This window comes from Paenibacillus sp. SER-28 (assembly GCF_052906305.1).
In genome coordinates this window covers 14527-35228 of sequence record NZ_JBRECM010000018.1, presented here as the reverse complement: position 1 = coordinate 35228, position 20702 = coordinate 14527, and the positions used below count along the sequence as shown (strand labels likewise).

At 46.0% G+C, this 20702-nt stretch carries 20 protein-coding genes and 1 other annotated feature; all 20 genes read right to left on the bottom strand.

The window, feature by feature from the left end:
- Nucleotides 1-70: 70 nt before the first annotated feature.
- Complete coding sequence (fusA, locus tag ACUYLD_RS24635; protein WP_029514491.1) at nt 71-2149, bottom strand: elongation factor G; 2079 nt, start codon at nt 2147-2149, stop codon at nt 71-73.
- A gap of 47 nt (nt 2150-2196) precedes the next feature.
- Complete coding sequence (rpsG, locus tag ACUYLD_RS24630; RefSeq protein WP_007432586.1) at nt 2197-2667, bottom strand: 30S ribosomal protein S7; 471 nt, start codon at nt 2665-2667, stop codon at nt 2197-2199.
- Nucleotides 2668-2717: 50 nt separating this feature from the next.
- On the bottom strand, nt 2718-3140 hold the full coding sequence (gene rpsL, locus ACUYLD_RS24625) for a 30S ribosomal protein S12 (RefSeq protein WP_007432587.1): 423 nt from the start codon (nt 3138-3140) through the stop codon (nt 2718-2720).
- A 144-nt stretch (nt 3141-3284) separates the two neighbouring features.
- Entirely contained in the window at nt 3285-3536 is a 252-nt protein-coding gene (locus tag ACUYLD_RS24620) for a ribosomal L7Ae/L30e/S12e/Gadd45 family protein (RefSeq protein ID WP_007432588.1), read from the bottom strand.
- Nucleotides 3537-3753: 217 nt separating this feature from the next.
- Nucleotides 3754-7368: a DNA-directed RNA polymerase subunit beta' gene (rpoC, locus tag ACUYLD_RS24615; protein WP_029514492.1), complete on the bottom strand. Its 3615-nt coding sequence runs from the start codon at nt 7366-7368 to the stop codon at nt 3754-3756.
- Between the two features lie 140 nt (nt 7369-7508).
- Nucleotides 7509-11054 carry a DNA-directed RNA polymerase subunit beta gene (gene rpoB / locus ACUYLD_RS24610; RefSeq protein WP_446676186.1) on the bottom strand — a complete coding sequence of 1182 codons (3546 nt, stop codon included), beginning with the start codon at nt 11052-11054 and terminating at the stop codon, nt 7509-7511.
- Nucleotides 11055-11409: 355 nt separating this feature from the next.
- Entirely contained in the window at nt 11410-12012 is a 603-nt protein-coding gene (locus ACUYLD_RS24605) for a class I SAM-dependent methyltransferase (RefSeq protein WP_446676185.1), read from the bottom strand.
- 148 nt (nt 12013-12160) lie between these two features.
- Nucleotides 12161-12526 carry a 50S ribosomal protein L7/L12 gene (gene rplL, locus ACUYLD_RS24600; protein ID WP_010348819.1) on the bottom strand — a complete coding sequence of 122 codons (366 nt, stop codon included), beginning with the start codon at nt 12524-12526 and terminating at the stop codon, nt 12161-12163.
- Nucleotides 12527-12594: 68 nt separating this feature from the next.
- Nucleotides 12595-13098 carry a 50S ribosomal protein L10 gene (gene rplJ / locus ACUYLD_RS24595; protein ID WP_013312168.1) on the bottom strand — a complete coding sequence of 168 codons (504 nt, stop codon included), beginning with the start codon at nt 13096-13098 and terminating at the stop codon, nt 12595-12597.
- Between the two features lie 74 nt (nt 13099-13172).
- Nucleotides 13173-13324 (bottom strand) — a sequence feature (ribosomal protein L10 leader region).
- Between the two features lie 68 nt (nt 13325-13392).
- A complete protein-coding gene (gene rplA / locus ACUYLD_RS24590; RefSeq protein WP_013312169.1) occupies nt 13393-14085 on the bottom strand; it encodes a 50S ribosomal protein L1 in 693 nt (230 codons plus the stop codon).
- Between the two features lie 87 nt (nt 14086-14172).
- Complete coding sequence (gene rplK / locus ACUYLD_RS24585; RefSeq protein ID WP_007432595.1) at nt 14173-14598, bottom strand: 50S ribosomal protein L11; 426 nt, start codon at nt 14596-14598, stop codon at nt 14173-14175.
- Between the two features lie 73 nt (nt 14599-14671).
- Nucleotides 14672-15205, bottom strand: a complete 534-nt coding sequence (gene nusG, locus ACUYLD_RS24580) for a transcription termination/antitermination protein NusG (RefSeq protein WP_007432596.1) — start codon at nt 15203-15205, stop codon at nt 14672-14674.
- Between the two features lie 22 nt (nt 15206-15227).
- On the bottom strand, nt 15228-15419 hold the full coding sequence (gene secE, locus ACUYLD_RS24575) for a preprotein translocase subunit SecE (RefSeq protein WP_013312170.1): 192 nt from the start codon (nt 15417-15419) through the stop codon (nt 15228-15230).
- 20 nt (nt 15420-15439) lie between these two features.
- Nucleotides 15440-15589 (bottom strand): 50S ribosomal protein L33, encoded by a 150-nt coding sequence (gene rpmG, locus ACUYLD_RS24570; RefSeq protein ID WP_023990562.1) that lies wholly within the window; start codon nt 15587-15589, stop codon nt 15440-15442.
- A 334-nt stretch (nt 15590-15923) separates the two neighbouring features.
- Nucleotides 15924-16568, bottom strand: a complete 645-nt coding sequence (sigH, locus tag ACUYLD_RS24565) for an RNA polymerase sporulation sigma factor SigH (RefSeq protein WP_016324748.1) — start codon at nt 16566-16568, stop codon at nt 15924-15926.
- 162 nt (nt 16569-16730) lie between these two features.
- Nucleotides 16731-17252: an NYN domain-containing protein gene (locus ACUYLD_RS24560; RefSeq protein WP_007432599.1), complete on the bottom strand. Its 522-nt coding sequence runs from the start codon at nt 17250-17252 to the stop codon at nt 16731-16733.
- A gap of 4 nt (nt 17253-17256) precedes the next feature.
- A complete protein-coding gene (gene rlmB, locus ACUYLD_RS24555; RefSeq protein WP_013312173.1) occupies nt 17257-18003 on the bottom strand; it encodes a 23S rRNA (guanosine(2251)-2'-O)-methyltransferase RlmB in 747 nt (248 codons plus the stop codon).
- A gap of 55 nt (nt 18004-18058) precedes the next feature.
- Nucleotides 18059-18517, bottom strand: coding sequence for a Mini-ribonuclease 3 (locus ACUYLD_RS24550; protein WP_069290482.1), 459 nt, complete (start codon nt 18515-18517; stop codon nt 18059-18061).
- Nucleotides 18514-19917: a cysteine--tRNA ligase gene (cysS, locus tag ACUYLD_RS24545; RefSeq protein WP_446676184.1), complete on the bottom strand. Its 1404-nt coding sequence runs from the start codon at nt 19915-19917 to the stop codon at nt 18514-18516. Before cysS ends, ACUYLD_RS24550 begins: the two co-directional genes overlap by 4 nt.
- A 24-nt stretch (nt 19918-19941) precedes the next feature.
- Nucleotides 19942-20622, bottom strand: coding sequence for a serine O-acetyltransferase (cysE, locus tag ACUYLD_RS24540; RefSeq protein ID WP_069290484.1), 681 nt, complete (start codon nt 20620-20622; stop codon nt 19942-19944).
- Nucleotides 20623-20702: the final 80 nt, after the last annotated feature.

Below are 20702 nucleotides of genomic sequence, written 5' to 3'. Positions count from 1 at the left end.
TGTTTTATTTTAGGCTGCCGGATGCCTTTTTGGTAAAACCTTAAGCATACCGGTCAGCTGATACATTGTATTACTCGCCGCCTTTGGTTTTGGCAACGATCTCTTCAGCAATGCTCTTCGGTACTTCTTCATAATGAGAGAGTTCCATGGAGAACACGCCGCGTCCTTGTGTACCGGAGCGAAGTGTAGTCGAGTATCCGAACATTTCGGACAAAGGCACCTTCGCACGAATGATTTGAGCTCCACTGCGGGAATCCATACCTTCAATCCGACCACGACGGGAGTTCAACATACCCATTACGTCACCCATATATTCCTCAGGAACCGTTACTTCAACTTTCATAATCGGCTCGAGCAATACTGGTTTACATTTGTCTTTCGCTGCTTTCAGCGCCATTGATCCGGCAATTTTAAATGCCATTTCATTGGAATCGACATCATGGTATGATCCGTCCACGATTGTAGCTTTAACGTCCACAAGCGGGAAGCCTGCGATAACGCCGTTTTTCATTTGTTCCTCAATACCAGCAAGAGCAGGAGCGATGTACTCTCTAGGAACAGAGCCGCCGACTACCTTACTTTCGAATTGACTACCAGTACCTGGCTCGAGCGGTTCGAACTCAACCCATACGTGACCATATTGACCACGACCACCGGACTGACGAACGAATTTACCTTCGACACGTGCTGGAGCACGGAACGTTTCACGGTAAGCAACCTGTGGTTTACCCACATTTGTTTCTACCTTGAACTCACGACGCATACGGTCAATGATGATGTCCAAGTGAAGCTCACCCATCCCCGCCAAGATGGTTTGACCTGTTTCTTCGTTAGTATGAGCACGAAGAGTTGGATCCTCTTCAGTCAACTTACCGAGAGCTACAGACATTTTATCTTGGTCAGCTTTGGTTTTAGGCTCAACCGCGATTTCGATAACCGGATCAGGGAAGTTCATGGACTCGAGAATAACAGGACTCTTCTCATCACACAGTGTATCACCTGTACCTGTATCTTTCAAACCTACGGCAGCCGCAATATCACCAGAGTAAACTACAGTGATTTCTTGACGACTGTTCGCATGCATTTGAAGAATACGTCCGATACGTTCGCGTTTACCTTTTGTTGCATTCAATACGTAAGAACCGGATTGAAGAACACCGGAGTATACGCGGAAGAATGTCAACTTACCAACGTAAGGATCCGTCATGATTTTGAATGCCAATGCGGAGAATGGCTCTTCATCGGAAGAGTGACGTTCAACTTCCGTACCGTCTTCCAAATGCCCTTGAATACTTGGCACATCAATAGGAGCCGGCAAATAGTCGAGAACAGCATCCAACATCAGCTGAACACCTTTATTGCGGTAAGAAGATCCACAGATAACTGGGAAGATTTTAACTTCTACAACACCTTTACGGAGAGCGGCTTTAATTTCGGCAACCGAAATTTCTTCGCCTTCCAGGTATTTCATTGTCAATTCTTCGTCCAGTTCAGCAACCTTCTCGATCAATTCATTACGAAGTTCTTCAACTTGATCTTTGAATTCCGCAGGAACTTCTACTTCTTCGATATCTTGACCAAGATCATCTTTGTACATATGAGCTTTTTGTTCAACGATATCGATAATACCAGTAAAATCATTTTCTGCGCCGATTGGCAATTGAATCGCAACTGCGTTCGCTTGAAGGCGATCACGCATGTCAGAGACAACATTCAGGAAGTCGGCACCAATGATATCCATTTTGTTCACATATGCGATCCGTGGAACGCCGTAGCGATCAGCCTGTCTCCATACGGTTTCGGACTGAGGCTCAACGCCTTCTTTCGCACTGAAAACACCAACTGCTCCGTCCAATACACGAAGGGAACGTTCAACTTCAACAGTGAAGTCAACGTGCCCCGGGGTGTCGATGATATTGACGCGGTGACCTTTCCAGGCAGCGGTCGTCGCAGCGGAAGTAATCGTGATTCCGCGCTCTTGTTCTTGTTCCATCCAGTCCATTGTCGCAGCGCCTTCGTGAACTTCACCGATTTTGTGCGTACGGCCTGTGTAGAACAAGATCCGCTCTGTTGTTGTGGTTTTACCCGCGTCAATATGAGCCATGATCCCGATATTACGTGTATTTTTCAAGGAGAACTCTCTTGCCATGAAATGGGTCTCCCTTCAAAATTGAAGTTATTTTTTTGAGCTGAATCCTACCAACGATAGTGAGCAAACGCTTTGTTCGCTTCAGCCATTTTGTGCGTGTCTTCACGTTTTTTCACGGAAGCGCCTGTGTTGTTGGAAGCATCAATAATTTCAGCCGCCAAACGCTCTTCCATGGTTTTCTCACCGCGGTTGCGGGAGTAGTTTACGAGCCAACGTAATCCCAGGGACGTACGTCTTTCTGGTTTTACCTCGATTGGTACTTGGTAGTTGGCACCGCCGACACGGCGTGCTTTAACTTCCAGGACTGGCATGATATTCTTGATAGCTGCTTCAAAAACTTCCATCGGGTCATTCCCCGTACGTTCTTGGATAAGCTTGAACGCATTGTACAGAATGCTTTGAGCAACGCCTCGTTTTCCGTCGAGCATGATGCGGTTGATCAAGCGGGTAACCAACTTGCTGTTGTATACCGGATCTGGCAACACGTCTCTTTTGGTAACTGGACCTTTGCGTGGCATGGATATCCCCCTTTCTTACATGTTAAACCGACATACGCGGTTTATATTCATTAGGATTTTTTAGCTTTAGGGCGTTTTGCGCCGTATTTGGAACGAGCTTGCATGCGGTTGTTTACGCCTGCAGTATCCAAAGCACCGCGAACGATGTGGTAACGCACACCCGGAAGGTCTTTTACACGACCGCCGCGAATCAGCACTACGCTGTGTTCTTGAAGGTTATGTCCAATACCTGGAATGTAAGCAGTCACCTCTACACGGTTCGTCAAGCGAACACGAGCATATTTACGAAGTGCGGAGTTTGGTTTTTTCGGAGTCATAGTACCTACACGAGTGCACACTCCGCGTTTTTGCGGGGCACTGATGTCGGTAGCTTCACGTTTCAAGGCATTAAAACCTTTTTGCAAAGCCGGTGATTTCGATTTCTCGATTTTGGCTTGACGTCCTTTACGAACCAGTTGGTTAATAGTTGGCATGTTGGTTGCCACCCCCTTCCTCAATTTTTGCTGTTACTTTACAAACCTTATCTAAGCCCACAGACCCAGGCGGTTCATAAAAGAACAAATGAAAAGTCTTTGCCGCCAAGAATAACAATTCCTTAGACAAAAACGTTCCTTACCCTATTGTTTTACGATAGCAGCCATTGCGGCTCCCACTTCAATCCCACATGCAGCTCCGAGATTTTTCATTGTGTCTACGAGAGTCACTTTGACTCCTTGCTTGTTGCACAAAGCAATGATGTTGGAAGTGAGACGCTGATCTGCGTCTTCTGCCACATATACTTCTGAGGCAAAGCCCAATTCTACCATACGAATGGTTTGTTTGGTACCGATTTTGACATGAGCATCTTGCAGTCCTTGTTCTTTAGACATATCTCATTCCTCCGAAAAGACCCAATAGCATATAGGCTGCTCACGCACCTTTGCTATATTAGCATTGACTATAAGTAATGTCAAGACAATTATAAACTATAATTCATTTGAACAGAATAGTTCGTTTCATTTTTGAAAAAGCACCGGAGCACCGTCTGCTGTAGCTTTTATGCAAAGCTTATGTCTACGGTGTTCCGGCAATCATACTATTTTTATATTACTCGGCCGAAATTGGTTCGAGCTCCTCAGATGGAGACTGCCCCTCTTCCGGTTGGGCAAATTTCACGCTACGGTAACGGTTCATACCTGTTCCCGCAGGAATCAATTTACCAATAATTACGTTCTCTTTCAGTCCAAGCAACTGATCGACCTTGCCTTTAATAGCTGCATCAGTCAGGACACGAGTAGTTTCCTGGAAGGATGCTGCTGACAAGAAGGAGTCAGTTTCCAGAGATGCCTTGGTAATACCGAGCAGTACCGGCTTGGCTACCGCTGGTTCTTGGCCGCTGAGAATCGCTATCTTGTTTGCATTTTCATACTCATGGACATCAACAAAGGAGCCTGGAAGTAAGATCGTGTCGCCCGCATCAATGATACGGATTTTACGCAACATTTGACGAATCATAACTTCTACGTGCTTGTCGTTGATTTCTACGCCCTGGTTCCGGTATACGCGTTGAACTTCCTGAAGGATATAGTTCTGTACCCCGCGAATACCTTTAATACGCAGCATTTCTTTAGGATCAATCGAACCATCCGTCAGTTCGTCCCCAGCTTCAACAGTCATACCTTCGCTTACGCGCAGGCGGGAACCATACGTTACTGAGTATGTTTTCGTTTCGGCTTCACCCTGAATGTCGATCTCACGGCGGTCTTTACCTTCACGAACTTCTTTAACTGTACCGTCAATTTCACTAATAGTTGCCTGACCTTTAGGATTACGTGCTTCAAAAAGCTCCTGGATACGAGGCAAACCTTGTGTAATATCGTCACCCGCTACGCCGCCTGTGTGGAACGTACGCATAGTAAGCTGTGTTCCTGGCTCACCGATGGATTGTGCAGCGATGATACCAACTGCTTCACCAATCTCAACGTGTTTACCAGTAGCCAGATTGCGACCGTAACATTTCTTGCAGACGCCATGTTTAGCACGGCAACTTAGTACAGAACGAATCTGAACTTTGTGTACACCAGCTTTAACAATCGCTTCAGCTTTATCGGAGTCAATCAATTCGTTACGTCTAGCCAAAATCTCGCCAGTCTCAGGATGACGTACTGTTTCAAAGCAATAGCGACCTTCCAGACGGTCATAGAGATCCTCAATTACTTCTTTACCGTCCTGGATACGACTTACTGTGAAGCCTTTATCCGTTCCGCAGTCTTCTTCGCGCACGATAACATCCTGCGCCACATCTACGAGACGACGAGTCAGGTAACCGGAGTCAGCCGTACGAAGGGCTGTATCCGCCAAACCTTTACGCGCTCCGTGAGTGGAGATGAAGTACTCGAGTACTGTCAGACCTTCACGGAAGTTTGATTTGATTGGGAGTTCGATAATACGTCCGGATGGATTGGCCATCAGACCACGCATACCGCCGAGCTGAGTAATCTGTGATTTGTTACCCCGCGCTTTGGAGTCCACCATCATCATGATGGAGTTGTAGCGATCCATGGACTTCATCAATACTTCGGTAATATCATCTTTCGCTTTAGACCAAATATCGATAATCCGGTCATAGCGTTCTTCATTCGTAATCAGACCACGACGGTACTGATTCGTTACAACTTGCGCTTTGTCTTCGGATCCCTTAAGAATCTCTTGTTTTTCTACCGGCACGATTACGTCCGATACAGCAACAGTTACCCCTGCACGAGTGGAATACGTAAAGCCAAGCTGCTTGATTTTGTCCAGAATTACAGCTGTTTCTGTTGTATGGTAAGTCTCAAAACAACGGGCAATGATATTACCAAGGTAATCCTTGCCTACCCCGCTAGCTTGCGGAGCGTTTTGAATGGCTTCTGTAAGATTTACACCCTTCTCGTAAACAAAGAACTCCTCCGCAGTACCATAAAGCAGGTTCGCACGGGTAGCATCATTGATGTACGGGAAGCTTGCCGGGAAAATTTCATTAAAGATAATTTTACCAACCGTTGTGATCAACATCGCTTCCTGTTGTTTTTCCGTAAAGCTCGTTTTATTCAAAGCTTTAACCGGAATAGCTACACGAGCATGAAGTCCAGCTGTACCACGTTGGTAAGCCGATATAGCTTCATTCATGTTGCGAAGGATCATATTGCTTCCTTCTTCTTCTTTGTTATCCATAGTCAGATAGAAAGAACCAAGAACCATATCCTGGGAAGGTGTAACAACTGGCTTGCCGTCTTTCGGATTCAAAATGTTCCCGGATGCTAGCATAAGCAAACGAGCTTCAGCTTGGGCTTCCGCAGACAACGGAACGTGAACAGCCATTTGGTCACCGTCAAAGTCGGCATTATATGCAGTACATACGAGCGGATGCAGACGAATCGCACGGCCTTCAACCAAAATCGGTTCGAACGCCTGGATACCGAGTCTATGCAGCGTAGGGGCACGGTTCAGAAGAACTGGATGCTCCTTGATTACTTCTTCCAGCACATCCCATACTTCTGCACTCACACGCTCTACTTTACGCTTCGCGCTCTTGATATTGTGCGCCAAACCTTTGTTCACCAGTTCCTTCATAACAAAAGGTTTGAACAGTTCCAGTGCCATTTCTTTTGGCAAACCGCATTGATACATTTTCAAGTACGGGCCTACAACGATAACGGAACGACCAGAGTAGTCAACACGTTTTCCGAGCAAGTTCTGACGGAAACGTCCTTGTTTACCTTTCAGCATGTGGCTGAGGGATTTCAAAGGACGGTTACCTGGACCTGTAACAGGACGACCACGACGACCATTATCAATCAAGGCGTCAACAGCTTCCTGCAACATCCGTTTTTCATTTTGCACGATAATATCTGGCGCACCTAGATCTAACAACCGTTTCAGACGGTTATTACGGTTAATAACACGACGATACAAGTCGTTAAGGTCAGAGGTAGCGAAACGACCACCATCCAACTGTACCATCGGACGAAGCTCAGGAGGAATAACAGGAAGTACATCCATGATCATCCAATCCGGTTGGTTGCCGGAGTTACGGAATGCCTCAATAACTTCAAGGCGTTTGATCGCACGGTTACGACGTTGTCCTTGAGCTGTACGCAGCTCTTCTTTCAAGAATTCTAATTCTTTGTCTATATCCAAATCTTGAAGAAGCTTTTTAACCGCTTCAGCACCCATACCTGCCTGGAAGCCATAGCCGTATTTCTCACGGTAGCTACGGTATTCTTTCTCGGACAGGAGTTGCTTTTTCTCCAAAGGCGTATCTCCTGGATCGGTTACAACATAAGATGCGAAGTAAATGATCTCTTCCAGAGATCTTGGAGACATATCAAGAGCAAGACCCATACGACTTGGAATGCCTTTAAAGTACCAAATGTGCGATACAGGAGCAGCCAACTCAATGTGGCCCATACGCTCACGGCGAACCTTAGCACGAGTAACTTCTACTCCACAACGGTCACAGACAACACCTTTATAGCGTACACGTTTGTACTTACCGCAATGACATTCCCAGTCTTTCGTAGGTCCGAAAATTTTCTCGCAAAATAGTCCTTCTTTTTCCGGTTTAAGCGTACGATAGTTAATCGTCTCCGGTTTTTTGACTTCTCCGCGGGACCAAGAACGAATCTTTTCGGGGGAAGCAAGCCCGATTTTCATATATTCGAAATTGTTAACGTCCAACAAGGAGCAACCCTCCTTAACCAAATCCTGAGTTTTTAGGTTTGATACCGCCCAGCAGCACCGGGCGGTATCAAGAAACCTGATCCATCCTAGAATGGATCAAGGTATATAACAAAGCTGATATGAGTCAGTCAGCAGTCAAACTACTCTACGCCAACCTCAGAGCCTTCCAGATTCAAACTCAGCTTATCGCCGGTTGTTTCATCCTCATCATCAAGCTCTCTCATTTCGATCTCTTGTTCGTCTTCAGACAGAATCTTCACGTCCATACCCAAGCTTTGCAGCTCTTTGATCAAGACCTTAAATGATTCTGGAACACCCGGTTCAGGTACATTTTCACCTTTGACAATGGATTCGTAAGTTTTAACACGTCCAACCACATCATCAGATTTCACAGTCAAAATTTCCTGAAGCGTGTACGCTGCGCCGTAGGCTTCCAATGCCCATACTTCCATCTCCCCGAAGCGCTGTCCACCGAATTGAGCTTTACCACCCAATGGTTGTTGCGTAACGAGAGAGTAAGGACCTGTAGAACGAGCATGGATTTTATCATCGACCATGTGCGCCAGTTTGATCATGTGCATGACACCGACAGTAACTTCACGTTCAAAACGATCACCCGTACGTCCGTCATACAACACAGTCTTACCATTACGCTGCATGCCTGCCTCTTCCATTGTATCGAATACGTCATATTCCTTGGCACCATCGAATACTGGAGTTGCCACATGAATACCAAGACGCATTGCAGCCATACCCAGATGGACTTCAAGCACCTGTCCGATGTTCATCCGTGAAGGTACGCCCAGCGGGTTCAGAACGACCTGTACTGGTGTGCCATCCGGCAGGAACGGCATATCTTCTTCAGGCAAAATACGAGCAACGACACCCTTGTTACCGTGACGTCCAGCCATTTTATCGCCTTCGGAGATTTTACGTTTTTGAGCAATATATACACGAACCAACTGATTTACACCTGGTGGCAGTTCATCGCCATTTTCACGTGTAAATACCTTTACATCTACAACAATCCCGTCTGTTCCGTGAGGAACTCTCAAAGAAGTATCGCGAACCTCGCGTGCCTTCTCACCAAAGATTGCGTGTAAGAGACGTTCTTCAGCTGTCAATTCAGTCACACCTTTAGGTGTTACTTTACCAACGAGAATGTCACCTGCGCCAATTTCGGCACCAATACGTATGATTCCACGCTCATCCAAGTTGCGAAGCGCTTCTTCACCGACATTTGGAATGTCGCGAGTGATTTCTTCAGGTCCAAGCTTCGTGTCACGAGCCTCGGATTCGTATTCCTCAATATGGATTGAGGTGTATACATCTTCCTTAACCAGTTTCTCACTCAGCAAGATCGCATCCTCGTAGTTGTAACCTTCCCAAGTCATGAAGGCAACGACAACGTTACGTCCCAACGCCAACTCACCCATCTCTGTAGATGGACCATCCGCAAGTATATCGCCAACTTTGACAATATCTCCTCTGTTCACAATCGGACGTTGGTTGATGCAAGTTCCTTGGTTAGATCGCATAAATTTGTGTAATTTATACTTAACAATGTCGCCCTTCACTTCAGCGCCATCTACAGTTTCGATACGACGCAACCAAATTTCGTTAGCCGAAGAACGTTCGATAACTCCGTTGTATTTGGATACAACGCAAACACCGGAATCTTTTGCAGACTTGTGCTCCATTCCTGTTCCGACCAATGGAGACTTCGGAATCAGAAGCGGGACAGCCTGACGCTGCATGTTGGAACCCATCAATGCGCGGTTAGAGTCATCATTCTCCAAGAACGGAATCAGTGCAGTCGCGACCGATACGACCTGTTTAGGCGATACGTCCATGTAATCGACACGGCTACTAGCCATCGGAATAATGTTATCAGACTGTTTGTTATAACGGACAATGACAACCTCATCCTTAAAGGTGTTTTCCTCCGTCAATTCCGCATTCGCCTGAGCTACGATGTAGTTATCTTCTTCATCAGCAGTCAGGTAATCAATCTGGTCTGTAACTTTTCCGGTTTTTGGATCTACCCAACGATAAGGAGCTTCGATAAATCCATACTCGTTAATGCGTGCAAAAGTGGACAAAGAGTTGATCAAACCAATGTTTGGTCCCTCTGGTGTCTCGATAGGACACATACGGCCGTAGTGACTCGGATGGACGTCACGCACTTCCATGCCCGCGCGTTCGCGCGTCAAACCGCCGGGTCCGAGTGCGGACAGACGACGTTTGTGCGTTAATTCAGCAAGCGGGTTCGTCTGATCCATAAACTGAGACAACTGCGAGCTACCAAAGAACTCTTTAATCGAAGCAATTACTGGACGTATGTTAATCAGCGCTTGTGGCGTAATTACATTAGCATCCTGAATTGACATTCTTTCACGAACCACGCGTTCCATACGGGATAAACCGATACGGAACTGGTTTTGGAGCAACTCACCTACAGAACGCAAACGACGGTTACCCAAATGGTCAATATCGTCCGTACTTCCGATTCCGTGAAGCAAGTTAATAAAATAACTGATGGAGGAAATAATATCGGCAGGCGTAATATTCTTAACCGATTTATCAATATTTCCGTTAGCAATCAGTTTTACTACTTTACCATCCTCAATTGGTGAGAACACATCGATTGTTTGAAGTGGAATATCATTGCTTTCTAGCACACCACTCGCAACATGATACGTACGATGTCCTACTGATTCCTCCAGTTGGGCCAAAATCTCGTCCAACAGGCGGCGATCTACCATTTGACCGGCTTCAGCGATGATTTCACCAGTTGTTGTATCAATCAAAGTCTCAGCAAGTCGTTGATTGAACAAACGGTTTTTAATGTGAAGCTTTTTATTGATTTTGTAACGGCCTACGTTGGCCAGATCATAACGTTTAGGATCAAAGAAGCGAGCAACTAGCAAGCTCTTTGCGTTATCCAGTGTAGGCGGCTCACCTGGACGAAGACGCTCATAAATTTCAATCAGCGCTTTCTCGGTGGAATCCGTGTTGTCTTTATCGAGTGTGTTGCGGATATATTCGTCATTGCCGAGCAAATCCAGAATCTCAGCATCAGTGCCAAAGCCCAGCGCACGCAGCAACACCGTAACCGGAATTTTACGGGTACGGTCAATCCGGACATAGATAATATCCTTCGCATCCATCTCCAGTTCGAGCCAAGCCCCCCGGTTAGGAATTACCGTTGCGGTGTATGTTGTTTTCGCATTCTTGTCGACTTTTGTGCTGAAATAGACGCTGGGAGAGCGAACCAACTGGCTGACAATAACCCGTTCCGCACCGTTAATAATAAACGTACCCGTTTCAGTCATCAGCGGGAAGTCTCCCATGAATACTTCCTGCTCTTTCACTTCCCCGGTTTCTTTATTAATAAGCCGGACTTTTACCCGAAGCGGTGCTGCATACGTAACGTCGCGTTCCTTTGCGTCGTCAACGGTATATTTGGGTTCTCCGAGAGAATAGTCGATAAACTCCAGAATCAGATTTCCAGTGAAATCCTGAATTGGAGAAATATCCCGAAACATTTCCCTTAATCCTTCCTCCAAAAACCAATCATAGGATTTTTGTTGGATCTCAATCAGGTTCGGAACCTCGAGTACCTCATTAATACGTGCATAACTGCGCCGAGTGCGTCGACCATATTGAACAAGATGTCCTGCCAACTTAAACTCACCCCTCATGTCTACTCACTTTAAAAATACATTGCGAACCTCTGTTTGTGACCTTATAATAAGACACATACAGAAGATTCAATCTTACAAATACAGAAAAGCCCTTACTCGAATGCATTCGAAAAAAGAGCACCGTATCTGCAGAATCCTCTTACCGGAAGATCTTCATCACTTGTAGATTTGCCCAAAATGGTTGTATTATACGTAATAGAGATAAATAGTATACCTACTACGCATAAATCTATTGACATTTCAACAAACTAAAGCCATGGAGGGCATCCTAATACTGACATTTTATAATAATATCACAGACCAGGATTCAAGTCAATGGTCCTATTGCATTTTCTTAAAAACTTTTTTCAGCCTTCAAAATTCGATAACCTTTATCCTTTGTAACTTCCTCTACATGACCGAAAAGGCTCTCTATCTTAGCACTCGCCGAAGGGGCCCCCTGCTTTTTCTGAATGACTACCCACAAAGCTCCACCTTCGTTTAAATGCTCATAAGCAAGCTCAAAAATGGTATGCACTGTTTCTTTTCCTGCACGTATAGGAGGATTCGTCAAGATCACGTCAAAGCGTTCACCCTTCACTTCCGCAAACAAATCGCTTTGCTTAATGGTGACATTCTTAACCCCATTACGTTCCGCATTCTCTATCGCAAGTTGAACGGCTCGCTCATTAATATCAACCATTGTGACGTGTCCCTCTGGGACAAGCGCGGCTGCCGCCAGACCAATCGGGCCGTAACCGCATCCTACATCCAATACCGAGGCTTGTGCAGGAAGCTGCATCGCTTCAATCAGCACACGACTCCCGTAATCAATTCCCTGCTTCGAAAAAACGCCTGAATCGCTGGCAAAACGGTATGACCGCCCCCGCAGCACTGTTTCCAGGCTCCGTCGTTCATGCGCCGTCTCTGGCCGCTTGGAGTAATAATGATCAGCCATTCATGCCCACCTCTTTCGGTTGTACTACCATCATAGCCTTTACAATAACCTTTCAGACATGCTGGTACTACCGTTTTACAGCAACAAACCCCTTGAAGATCACCTCAAGGGGTTTGTTTTAGTCCATTGTCTGCTAGAAAGCAGTCAATTATTTTACTTCTACAGAAGCGCCTGCTTCTTCCAATTTTGCTTTAATGGATTCAGCTTCTTCTTTAGCGATTTTTTCTTTCAGTGGTTTTGGAGCGTTGTCAACCAGTTCTTTTGCTTCTTTCAGGCCAAGACCTGTGATTTCGCGAACTGCTTTGATAACGTTGATTTTGGAAGCGCCAGCGCTTGTCAAGATTACGTCGAACTCGGATTGCTCAGCTTCAGCTGCGCCACCTGCTGCGCCACCTGCTACAGCTACTGGAGCTGCTGCAGTTACGCCGAATTCTTCTTCGATTGCTTTCACGAGATCGTTCAGTTCCAATACGGACATACCTTTAATTGCTTCCAAGATTTGCTCTTTACTCATGGTTGAACCTCCATTTAAATTCGTATTTTTTTGTTCTCAACTGCTATACAGCAGGTTTAATCCCTAACTTATGCGCTTTGCTCTTCTTTTTCTGCAACAGCTTTAACTGCAAGCGCGAAGTTGCGCACAGGAGCTTGAAGCACGCTGAGGAGCATGGAAAGGAGACCTTCGCGGGATGGCAGTTCTGCCAGTGCTTTGATTTCCTCAACACCGATAACGCGACCTTCTACAACTGCACCTTTCAGTTCCAGTGCATTGTTCTTCTTAGCGAAATCGTTCAAGATTTTAGCTGCAGACACTGCATCATCTTTGCCGAACGCGATTGCAGTAGGACCTGTCAATACTGCGTCCAGTTCAGTCAATTCTGCTGCCGCAGTTGCACGGCGGAGCAGTGTGTTTTTCAGCACTTGAAATTCGATTCCGGCTTCGCGAAGCTGCTTACGCAGCTCAGTTACTTGGGCAACATTCAGACCGCGATAGTCTGCAACCACAGTCGTTACGCTCTCGCGCAATTTTGCAGCTACAACTTCAACAGCTTCTTGTTTTGCTTGAATCACCTTTGCATTTGCCAAACTGTACACCTCCTGATCAATTTATCCGCTTTGTTCGAAGCACCCAATCTGGTGATCTTACAAAGCTTGCTTTCATAAGCATGAAAAAAGCCTCCGTAGAGTACGAAGGCTTGATAAATCTACATGGACGGGACAAGCCCGTCACATGAAACGTTCTATCATAACACCTCGGTAGGAAATTAAGCCCAAAGGCACCTACTGTCTACGGTAAGCATATTCAACTTTAATGGTCAGTCACAAGGACTCACAACTTTTATAGAATAACAAATTTGATTGAACATGTCAACCAAAATATTATCTGTAAACAGATGCGTTCACACGTGCACTCGGTCCCATAGTCGAAGAAATAGCGATGTTTTTCAGGTATACACCTTTAGCAGCCGCTGGCTTCGCACGGTTCAAGGCTTCAACCAAGGCTTTAAGATTCTCGTTCAGCTGTTCAGCACTGAAGGAAGCTTTGCCGATTGGCGCGTGAATTTGACCGGCTTTGTCGAGACGGTATTCGATTTTACCGGCTTTAATTTCTTGAACAGCCTTGGCAACGTCGAAAGTAACTGTGCCTGCTTTAGGGTTAGGCATCAAACCTTTACCACCGAGCAAACGACCCAGTTTACCAACCTCACTCATCATATCAGGTGTCGCAACGCAGACGTCGAATTCGAACCAGCCTTGTTGGATTTTGTTGATCATATCTTGATCGCCAACAAAATCAGCGCCAGCCGCTTCCGCTTCTTTCACTTTGTCACCTTTTGCAAATACCAGAACGCGTTGTGTTTTACCCGTACCATGCGGCAGGACAACAACACCACGAACAGCCTGGTCTTGTTTACGGGAATCTACGCCCAGACGAACTGCTGCTTCAACGGTTTCGTCGAATTTAGCAGTCGCAGCCTTTTTCACCAGTTCAACGGCTTCTAAAGGCTCGTAAGTTGCTTCGCTGTCAATCAGCTTAGCAGCTTCCAGGTACTTCTTACCATGTTTAGCCATAATGTTTTCCTCCTTATGTGGTATTAGCGGATATTCCTCCCACACTTGCCGGACAGTCAAACTGCCGGCACACGTAGATTAATAAAATTAATCTACGATGGTGATACCCATGCTGCGAGCAGTACCTTCAACCATACGCATTGCCGATTCTACGGAAGCTGCGTTAAGGTCAGGCATTTTTTGCTCTGCAATTTGACGAACAGCAGCGCGATTTACAGTTGCAACTTTCGTTTTATTCGGTTCACCGGAACCTTTTTCGATTTTAGCAGCAACTTTCAACAGAACAGCAGCCGGTGGAGTTTTGGTGATGAACGTAAAAGAACGATCCTCAAATACCGAAATTTCAACCGGAATAATCAGGCCTGCTTGATCAGCAGTACGAGCATTGAACTCTTTACAGAATGCCATGATGTTGACACCTGCTTGACCCAAAGCTGGACCTACTGGAGGCGCTGGATTAGCTTTCCCTGCAGGAATCTGCAGTTTTACCATTTTAATTACCTTTTTTGCCATGGATGACACCTCCTTGACTCAATAGTGGTAGACGGACCTATCGATCCTCCCACAAGAAACCTGTAAGAAAAATCTATATTTTCTCCACTTGAGTATAATCCAACTCAAGCGGGGTTTCCCGTCCAAACATGTTGACGTGAACCTTAAGCTTGCTCTTCTCAACCAAAATTTCTTCCACGGAGCCCACAAAATTCGCAAAAGGACCAACTTTAATTCGCACGGATTCCTTAACATCGAATTCAATCTTCGGTTTCGGCTCTACCATGCCCATATGCTTCAGAATCTGTTCAACTTCTTCTGGAAGCAATGGCGTCGGTTTGGAACCCGAGCCTGTCGACCCTACAAATCCCGTAACACCTGGTGTATTGCGTACAACATACCAAGAGTCGTCGGTTTGGACCATTTCGACTAAGACATAACCAGGGTAGACTTTACGCATAACGGTTTTTTTCTTACCGTCCTTGGTTACCAGTTCTTCTTCCATAGGAACAAGAACACGGAATATCTTGTCTTCCATGCCCATGGACTCAACGCGTTTTTCCAAATTGGCTTTGACTTTGTTCTCATACCCTGAATAGGTATGAACGACGTACCATCTTTTTTCCATATCAAGCCACCTGGAACCCTTCCTAGATAATCGCTTCGATCACAGCGGAAATGCCGATATCGAGAACCCAAAAATAAATCGTGACGAACGCAATTGTCCCTATGACAATCAACGTATAGTTGGTCAGTTCTTTACGATTGGGCCAGCGAACCTTCTTGAGTTCAGCCCAGCTTTCAGAGAAAAAGGAAAACAGAGACTTGAAACTGCGTTTCACGCCGACTACACCTCCAAAAACTATCTGGTTTCCCGATGAGAAGTCTGTTCGTTACAGGACTTACAGAATTTCTTCATCTCCATGCGGTCGGGGTGATTACGCTTGTTTTTCGTCGTTGTGTAATTTCTTTGTTTGCATGTTGTACAAGCCAAAGTAATAATTACCCGCATGATGTGCACCTCCCGAAGACATCCAACACCGGAAGTCTCATAATTGATCCTAAAAAAAACCGCGAATTTAGGCCTACCTAAAACACTTTATCACACGGGGTTTTCCATGTCAACGAATGTTTGCATACAATTCGCAGTCCCGGCTGTGGTGCATTTTAACATCTGTGCATCCTTTAAAACTGTTCTCTGAAAAGCTGCTTCAAAAATCAAGGCGATATCTATTATTCATCTTTTTTAGTATAAATCATTTGTAACACTTATAAACCTGCATAGCCTACCTATAACGAATAAAAAAAGACTCGGACTCGAGCCTTTTCCCTGTCAGCCTCTACTTTCAACTATCTCTTACTTCCAGATACTTTTCAAGTTTACGCTTGACCCGTTGCAGCGCGTTATCAATGGATTTCACATGGCGGTCAAGATCCTCTGCAATCTCCTGATACGAACGTCCGTCCAGATACAACATAAGTACCTTGCGTTCCAGCTCGCTCAGAATCTCGGACATCTTGTCCTCAAGGCCCACAAACTCTTCCTGATTGATTATCAGCTCTTCAGGGTCACTTACTTGTGTTCCGCAAATCACATCGAGCAACGTGCGGTCTGACTCTTCATCATAGATGGGTTTGTCCAGAGATACGTAAGAGTTCAGAGGAATGTGCTTTTGTCGTGTAGCCGTCTTAATTGCCGTAATAATCTGTCGTGTAATGCACAACTCGGCGAAAGCCTTGAACGAAGCAAGCTTGTCTCCCTTAAAATCACGAATGGATTTGTAGAGACCAATCATGCCCTCCTGAATAATATCCTCGCGATCAGCACCAATCAAGAAGTAGGATCTGGCCTTGGCCCGCACAAAGTTCCGGTATTTGTTAATCAGAAACTCCAGCGCTTCCCCATCACCTTCATGGACTGCTCCGACAATGTCTTCATCATTTTTGTAATCAAACTTTGACAACATGATATCCTTGAGGTCCACACTCACTAACAATCCCTCCGGCTGCAACGCAAGGTACCCGTTACTCTCTCAAATATACGACAAGTATACGCGATGTAACCTGATACCGTCAACCACAACAACCTAAAAAAGAAGAGCGCTAACAAAATTGTCAATGGTTTCAAAATGGAGGAGTGCCCAATTATTGGTTTATTCTCTTCTCCATCGTTCAAACAACTTTCGAAGCTCCGGACTCAGTTTGGCATCTAGCGAGTTACGGGACAATTTGGCACTATCCTGCTGGATTCGCTTCTGCACTTCCCTTTCGGATTCCTCAATCTCGATCAGTAATTCCCGCGCCGACACCCTGAGTGCACCTTGTCCAAATGCGACATGTTGCTCTACCTGATCGCTTGTCGCTACGTAAATACTTCTTCTTTTACTGCTCAGCTCCCGAACCAATCGCTCGATGCACTCATCAGCAGTTTCTTTTTCTCTGGTAAAATAAATCTGGACTTTGCTCTGAGCAAAAGTTTTACCTAATCCTGGCACCCTGTAAGCATCAAATACGACGATGACTCTTCTGCCGGAATACGCCTGATGATCCGCCAGTCGTTCAAGAAGTCTGTCCCTCGCCTCCTGCATACCAGATTGTACCAGTGCGGAAAGTTCGGGCCAGGCTCCAATCATGTTGTAACCGTCCACAAGCAGAACATCCCGCGTGTCAGCCATATCGTTAGCCCCGTGCCTGTCGTCCGCGCAATACTTCGTACATGACAACACCCGCAGCTACAGAAGCATTAAGGGAATTAATTTGCCCCGCCATTGGCAGCTTGACGAGTACATCGCATTTTTCACGGATCAAACGGCCCATTCCTTTATTTTCGTTACCAATGACAATGGCTACTGGCCCCGTGAATACTCCATTCCCAAAGACAGGATCTGTCGCTGTAACATCCGTGCCAACTACCCATACACCTTCTTCTTTAAGACGATCAATGGTTTGTCCCAGATTGTTTACACGCGCCACCGGGACGTACTCCACAGCACCTGCCGATGTTTTGGACACTGTTACAGTTACAGCTGCAGAGCGCCTTTTCGGCACAATAACACCATGTGCTCCCGTACAGTCCGCTGTACGAAGGATGGAGCCCAAATTATGAGGATCTTCAATCTCATCCAGCAAAATTAAAAACGGCTCTTCTCCCTTATCACGAGCAGTGGCGAGCAATTCTTCCACTTCAACATAGGCAAAAGGCGCAGCTTGCGCGACCACTCCCTGATGCTGAATGCCCGGAACCATTTGATCCAGCTTACGCTTGTCTACCTGCAAGACAATAATTCCTGCTTTTTTGGCCTCGGCTGTAATCGGCAGCGTCAAATGTTTTTGTGCATTATCCGCAATCCATATTTTATTTATCGTTCTGCCTGAACGCAATGCCTCCGTTACCGAATGCTTACCGGCAATCCATTCTTCTTCCATCTCTAGCTTCCTCCCGGGACACGGCCGATGCTTGTTCCATCCAGTCCGTTCCCATTTATGATTTTTCTGTATTTTCCATCTGTGCAATTCCGTACGTAATCAACTCTCTTAATCTGTCCAAATGTCCATCACAATAAAGAGATCCAATTAACCCTTCCAGTGCAGTGGCATGACGATACTCAAGCACATCAGCATTTTTAGGCAAACTTCCTGATTTAGCATTTCTTCCTTGTCGGACAATATCGCGTTCTTCTTCCGTCAGTACCTTTTCCAATAGCCCCAACATACGACTCTGCGCCTTGGCGGAGACTAGCCCTGTGGCTCGGCGGTGCAGATGATTTGGACGCAGGTTGGGCTGTGCCAACAAATATTGCCGGACAGCTACCTCATACACTGCATCACCAATATAAGCTAGTGCAATGGGAGGCATCAAACGAGCTGGCTTGGACGCAGGGTACGGGAACCAGTTCCCCGTACCTGCCGATGCTCCTGAGTTCAGTGGCTTATCACTCATTTTTGCCGCCACCGCATACCCTGCGCTGTATCTTCAAGCACAATGCCTTTTGCAGCCAACAGATCGCGAATTTCGTCAGCTCTACCCCAGTTTTTGGTCTTACGAGCTTCGACACGTTCTGCAATTAACTGCTCAATTTCGTCATCCAGCAACTCTTCACTCGGTTCCGAATAAATGCGAAGAACGTTATTCATCGATTGAAAGGTATGCAATACAGCTTGTAGTTCCGCCTGATGTACGACATCTCGCTGCAACAAATGGTTTGCTTCGCTAACCCAATCAAATACAGCAGTAATCGCATCAGGTGTATTGAAATCATCATTCATTTTTTCGCCAAACTGCTGCAAAATTCCGTCGAGCTTCGTTTGCAGTTCCGTCGATACTCCCCCATTACCTTCCAGCGCATTAGCTAAACGATGCTTCACATTGGCAACTGCATTGGCGATCCGCTCGACGCTGTTCTCTGCCTGACTCATAGTCTCTTGGTTGTAGTTCAACGGATTCCGGTAATGCGTCGACAACATAAAATAACGTAAAGCCTCCGGCTTGTGATGAGCGCGCAAATCTTTAACCAAAATACCATTACCGAGTGATTTCGACATTTTTTCATTATCTATGCGAATATAGCCGTTATGCATCCAGTAGCGAGATAATGGCTTACCCGTGATCACTTCGGATTGTGCGCATTCACATTCATGATGCGGAAATTGCAGATCCTGTCCGCCCCCATGAATATCCAGTGTATCCCCCAAATAATGGCGAGCCATAGCAGAGCATTCGATATGCCAGCCTGGTCGCCCATCTCCCCAAGGGCTCGACCAATAAATTTCGCCCTGTTTCGCTGCCTTCCAGAGTACAAAGTCCTCAGCATTTTCCTTGCGCTCATCCACATTGATGCGAATACCGAACTGAAGCTCTTCCAGATTTTGACCTGACAGTTGTCCGTAATCTTTGAACTTTTTGGTTCGATAGAACACATCGCCATCATTCTCATAGGCATAGTCCTTGTCTACCAATTCCTTAATAAAATCAATAATCAGGTCCATGCTCTCTGTTACACGAGGGTTCATACTGGCAGCAGGAACATTCAATCCTGCCAGATCCTCATGGTAGGCAGCAATAAATTTCTCAGCAACTGCCGAAACCTCCATATCAAGTTCCCGAGCTTTGCGGATTAATTTATCATCGACATCCGTAAAATTCACCACATAGTTTACATCATAGCCCAAGTACTCCAGGTAGCTGCGCACCACGTCAAATACAATTACAGGTCGTGCATTGCCAATATGAATGTAATCATACACGGTAGGTCCGCATACATACATTTTAACCTTTCCAGGCTCCAGTGGCACAAAAGGCTCCCGACTCCTCGTCATTGTATTATAAATTTGAAGCGGCATTGTTATGTTCCTCCCTCATGAAAATCATTTTTCTAATTTATTCTCTTGGGTCACCTGATGTTTCTGAGCAGATGCCCCATCCTTCAAATCAGACATTTCTGCACGCAAACGTTCTATTTCCCGTTGAAGTTCTCGCATAGAGTCCACAACCGGATCAGGCAATTGATGACTAAGTCGGTCTGGACGCCTACCATCCTGTCTGACAACTCGCCCCGGGATGCCCACCACCGTACTGTTTGGTGGAACTTCTTTGAGCACAACCGAGTTAGAGCCAATGTTGGATTGTGCCCCAATCGTGAAAGAACCTAATATCTTTGCACCGGAGCCGATAACAACATTATTCCCAATGGTCGGATGGCGCTTCCCTTTCTCTTTCCCAGTCCCACCGAGTGTGACCCCCTGATACAATATGACATCGTCGCCAATCTCACAGGTTTCACCGATGACAACTCCCATGCCATGATCAATGAACAGCCGATCTCCGATACGAGCGCCAGGATGAATTTCAATGCCTGTCATAAACCTTGATACCTGGGATATAACACGGGCTAGAGTACACCAGTTTCGCAAATAAAACCAATGTGCGATTCGATGTGCCCAAAGGGCATGAACGCCGGAATACGTAAAAATGACCTCCAGCTTACTCCGGGCGGCCGGATCATTATCCAAAACAGTCTGAATGTCGGATTTGAAATGTCTGAACATGTCGCCCTCCTATTCCCTTCATATCCTTGCCGCATCATCACTACACTTCACGTTCCGCCAATTTTCGCATCCACCAGCAC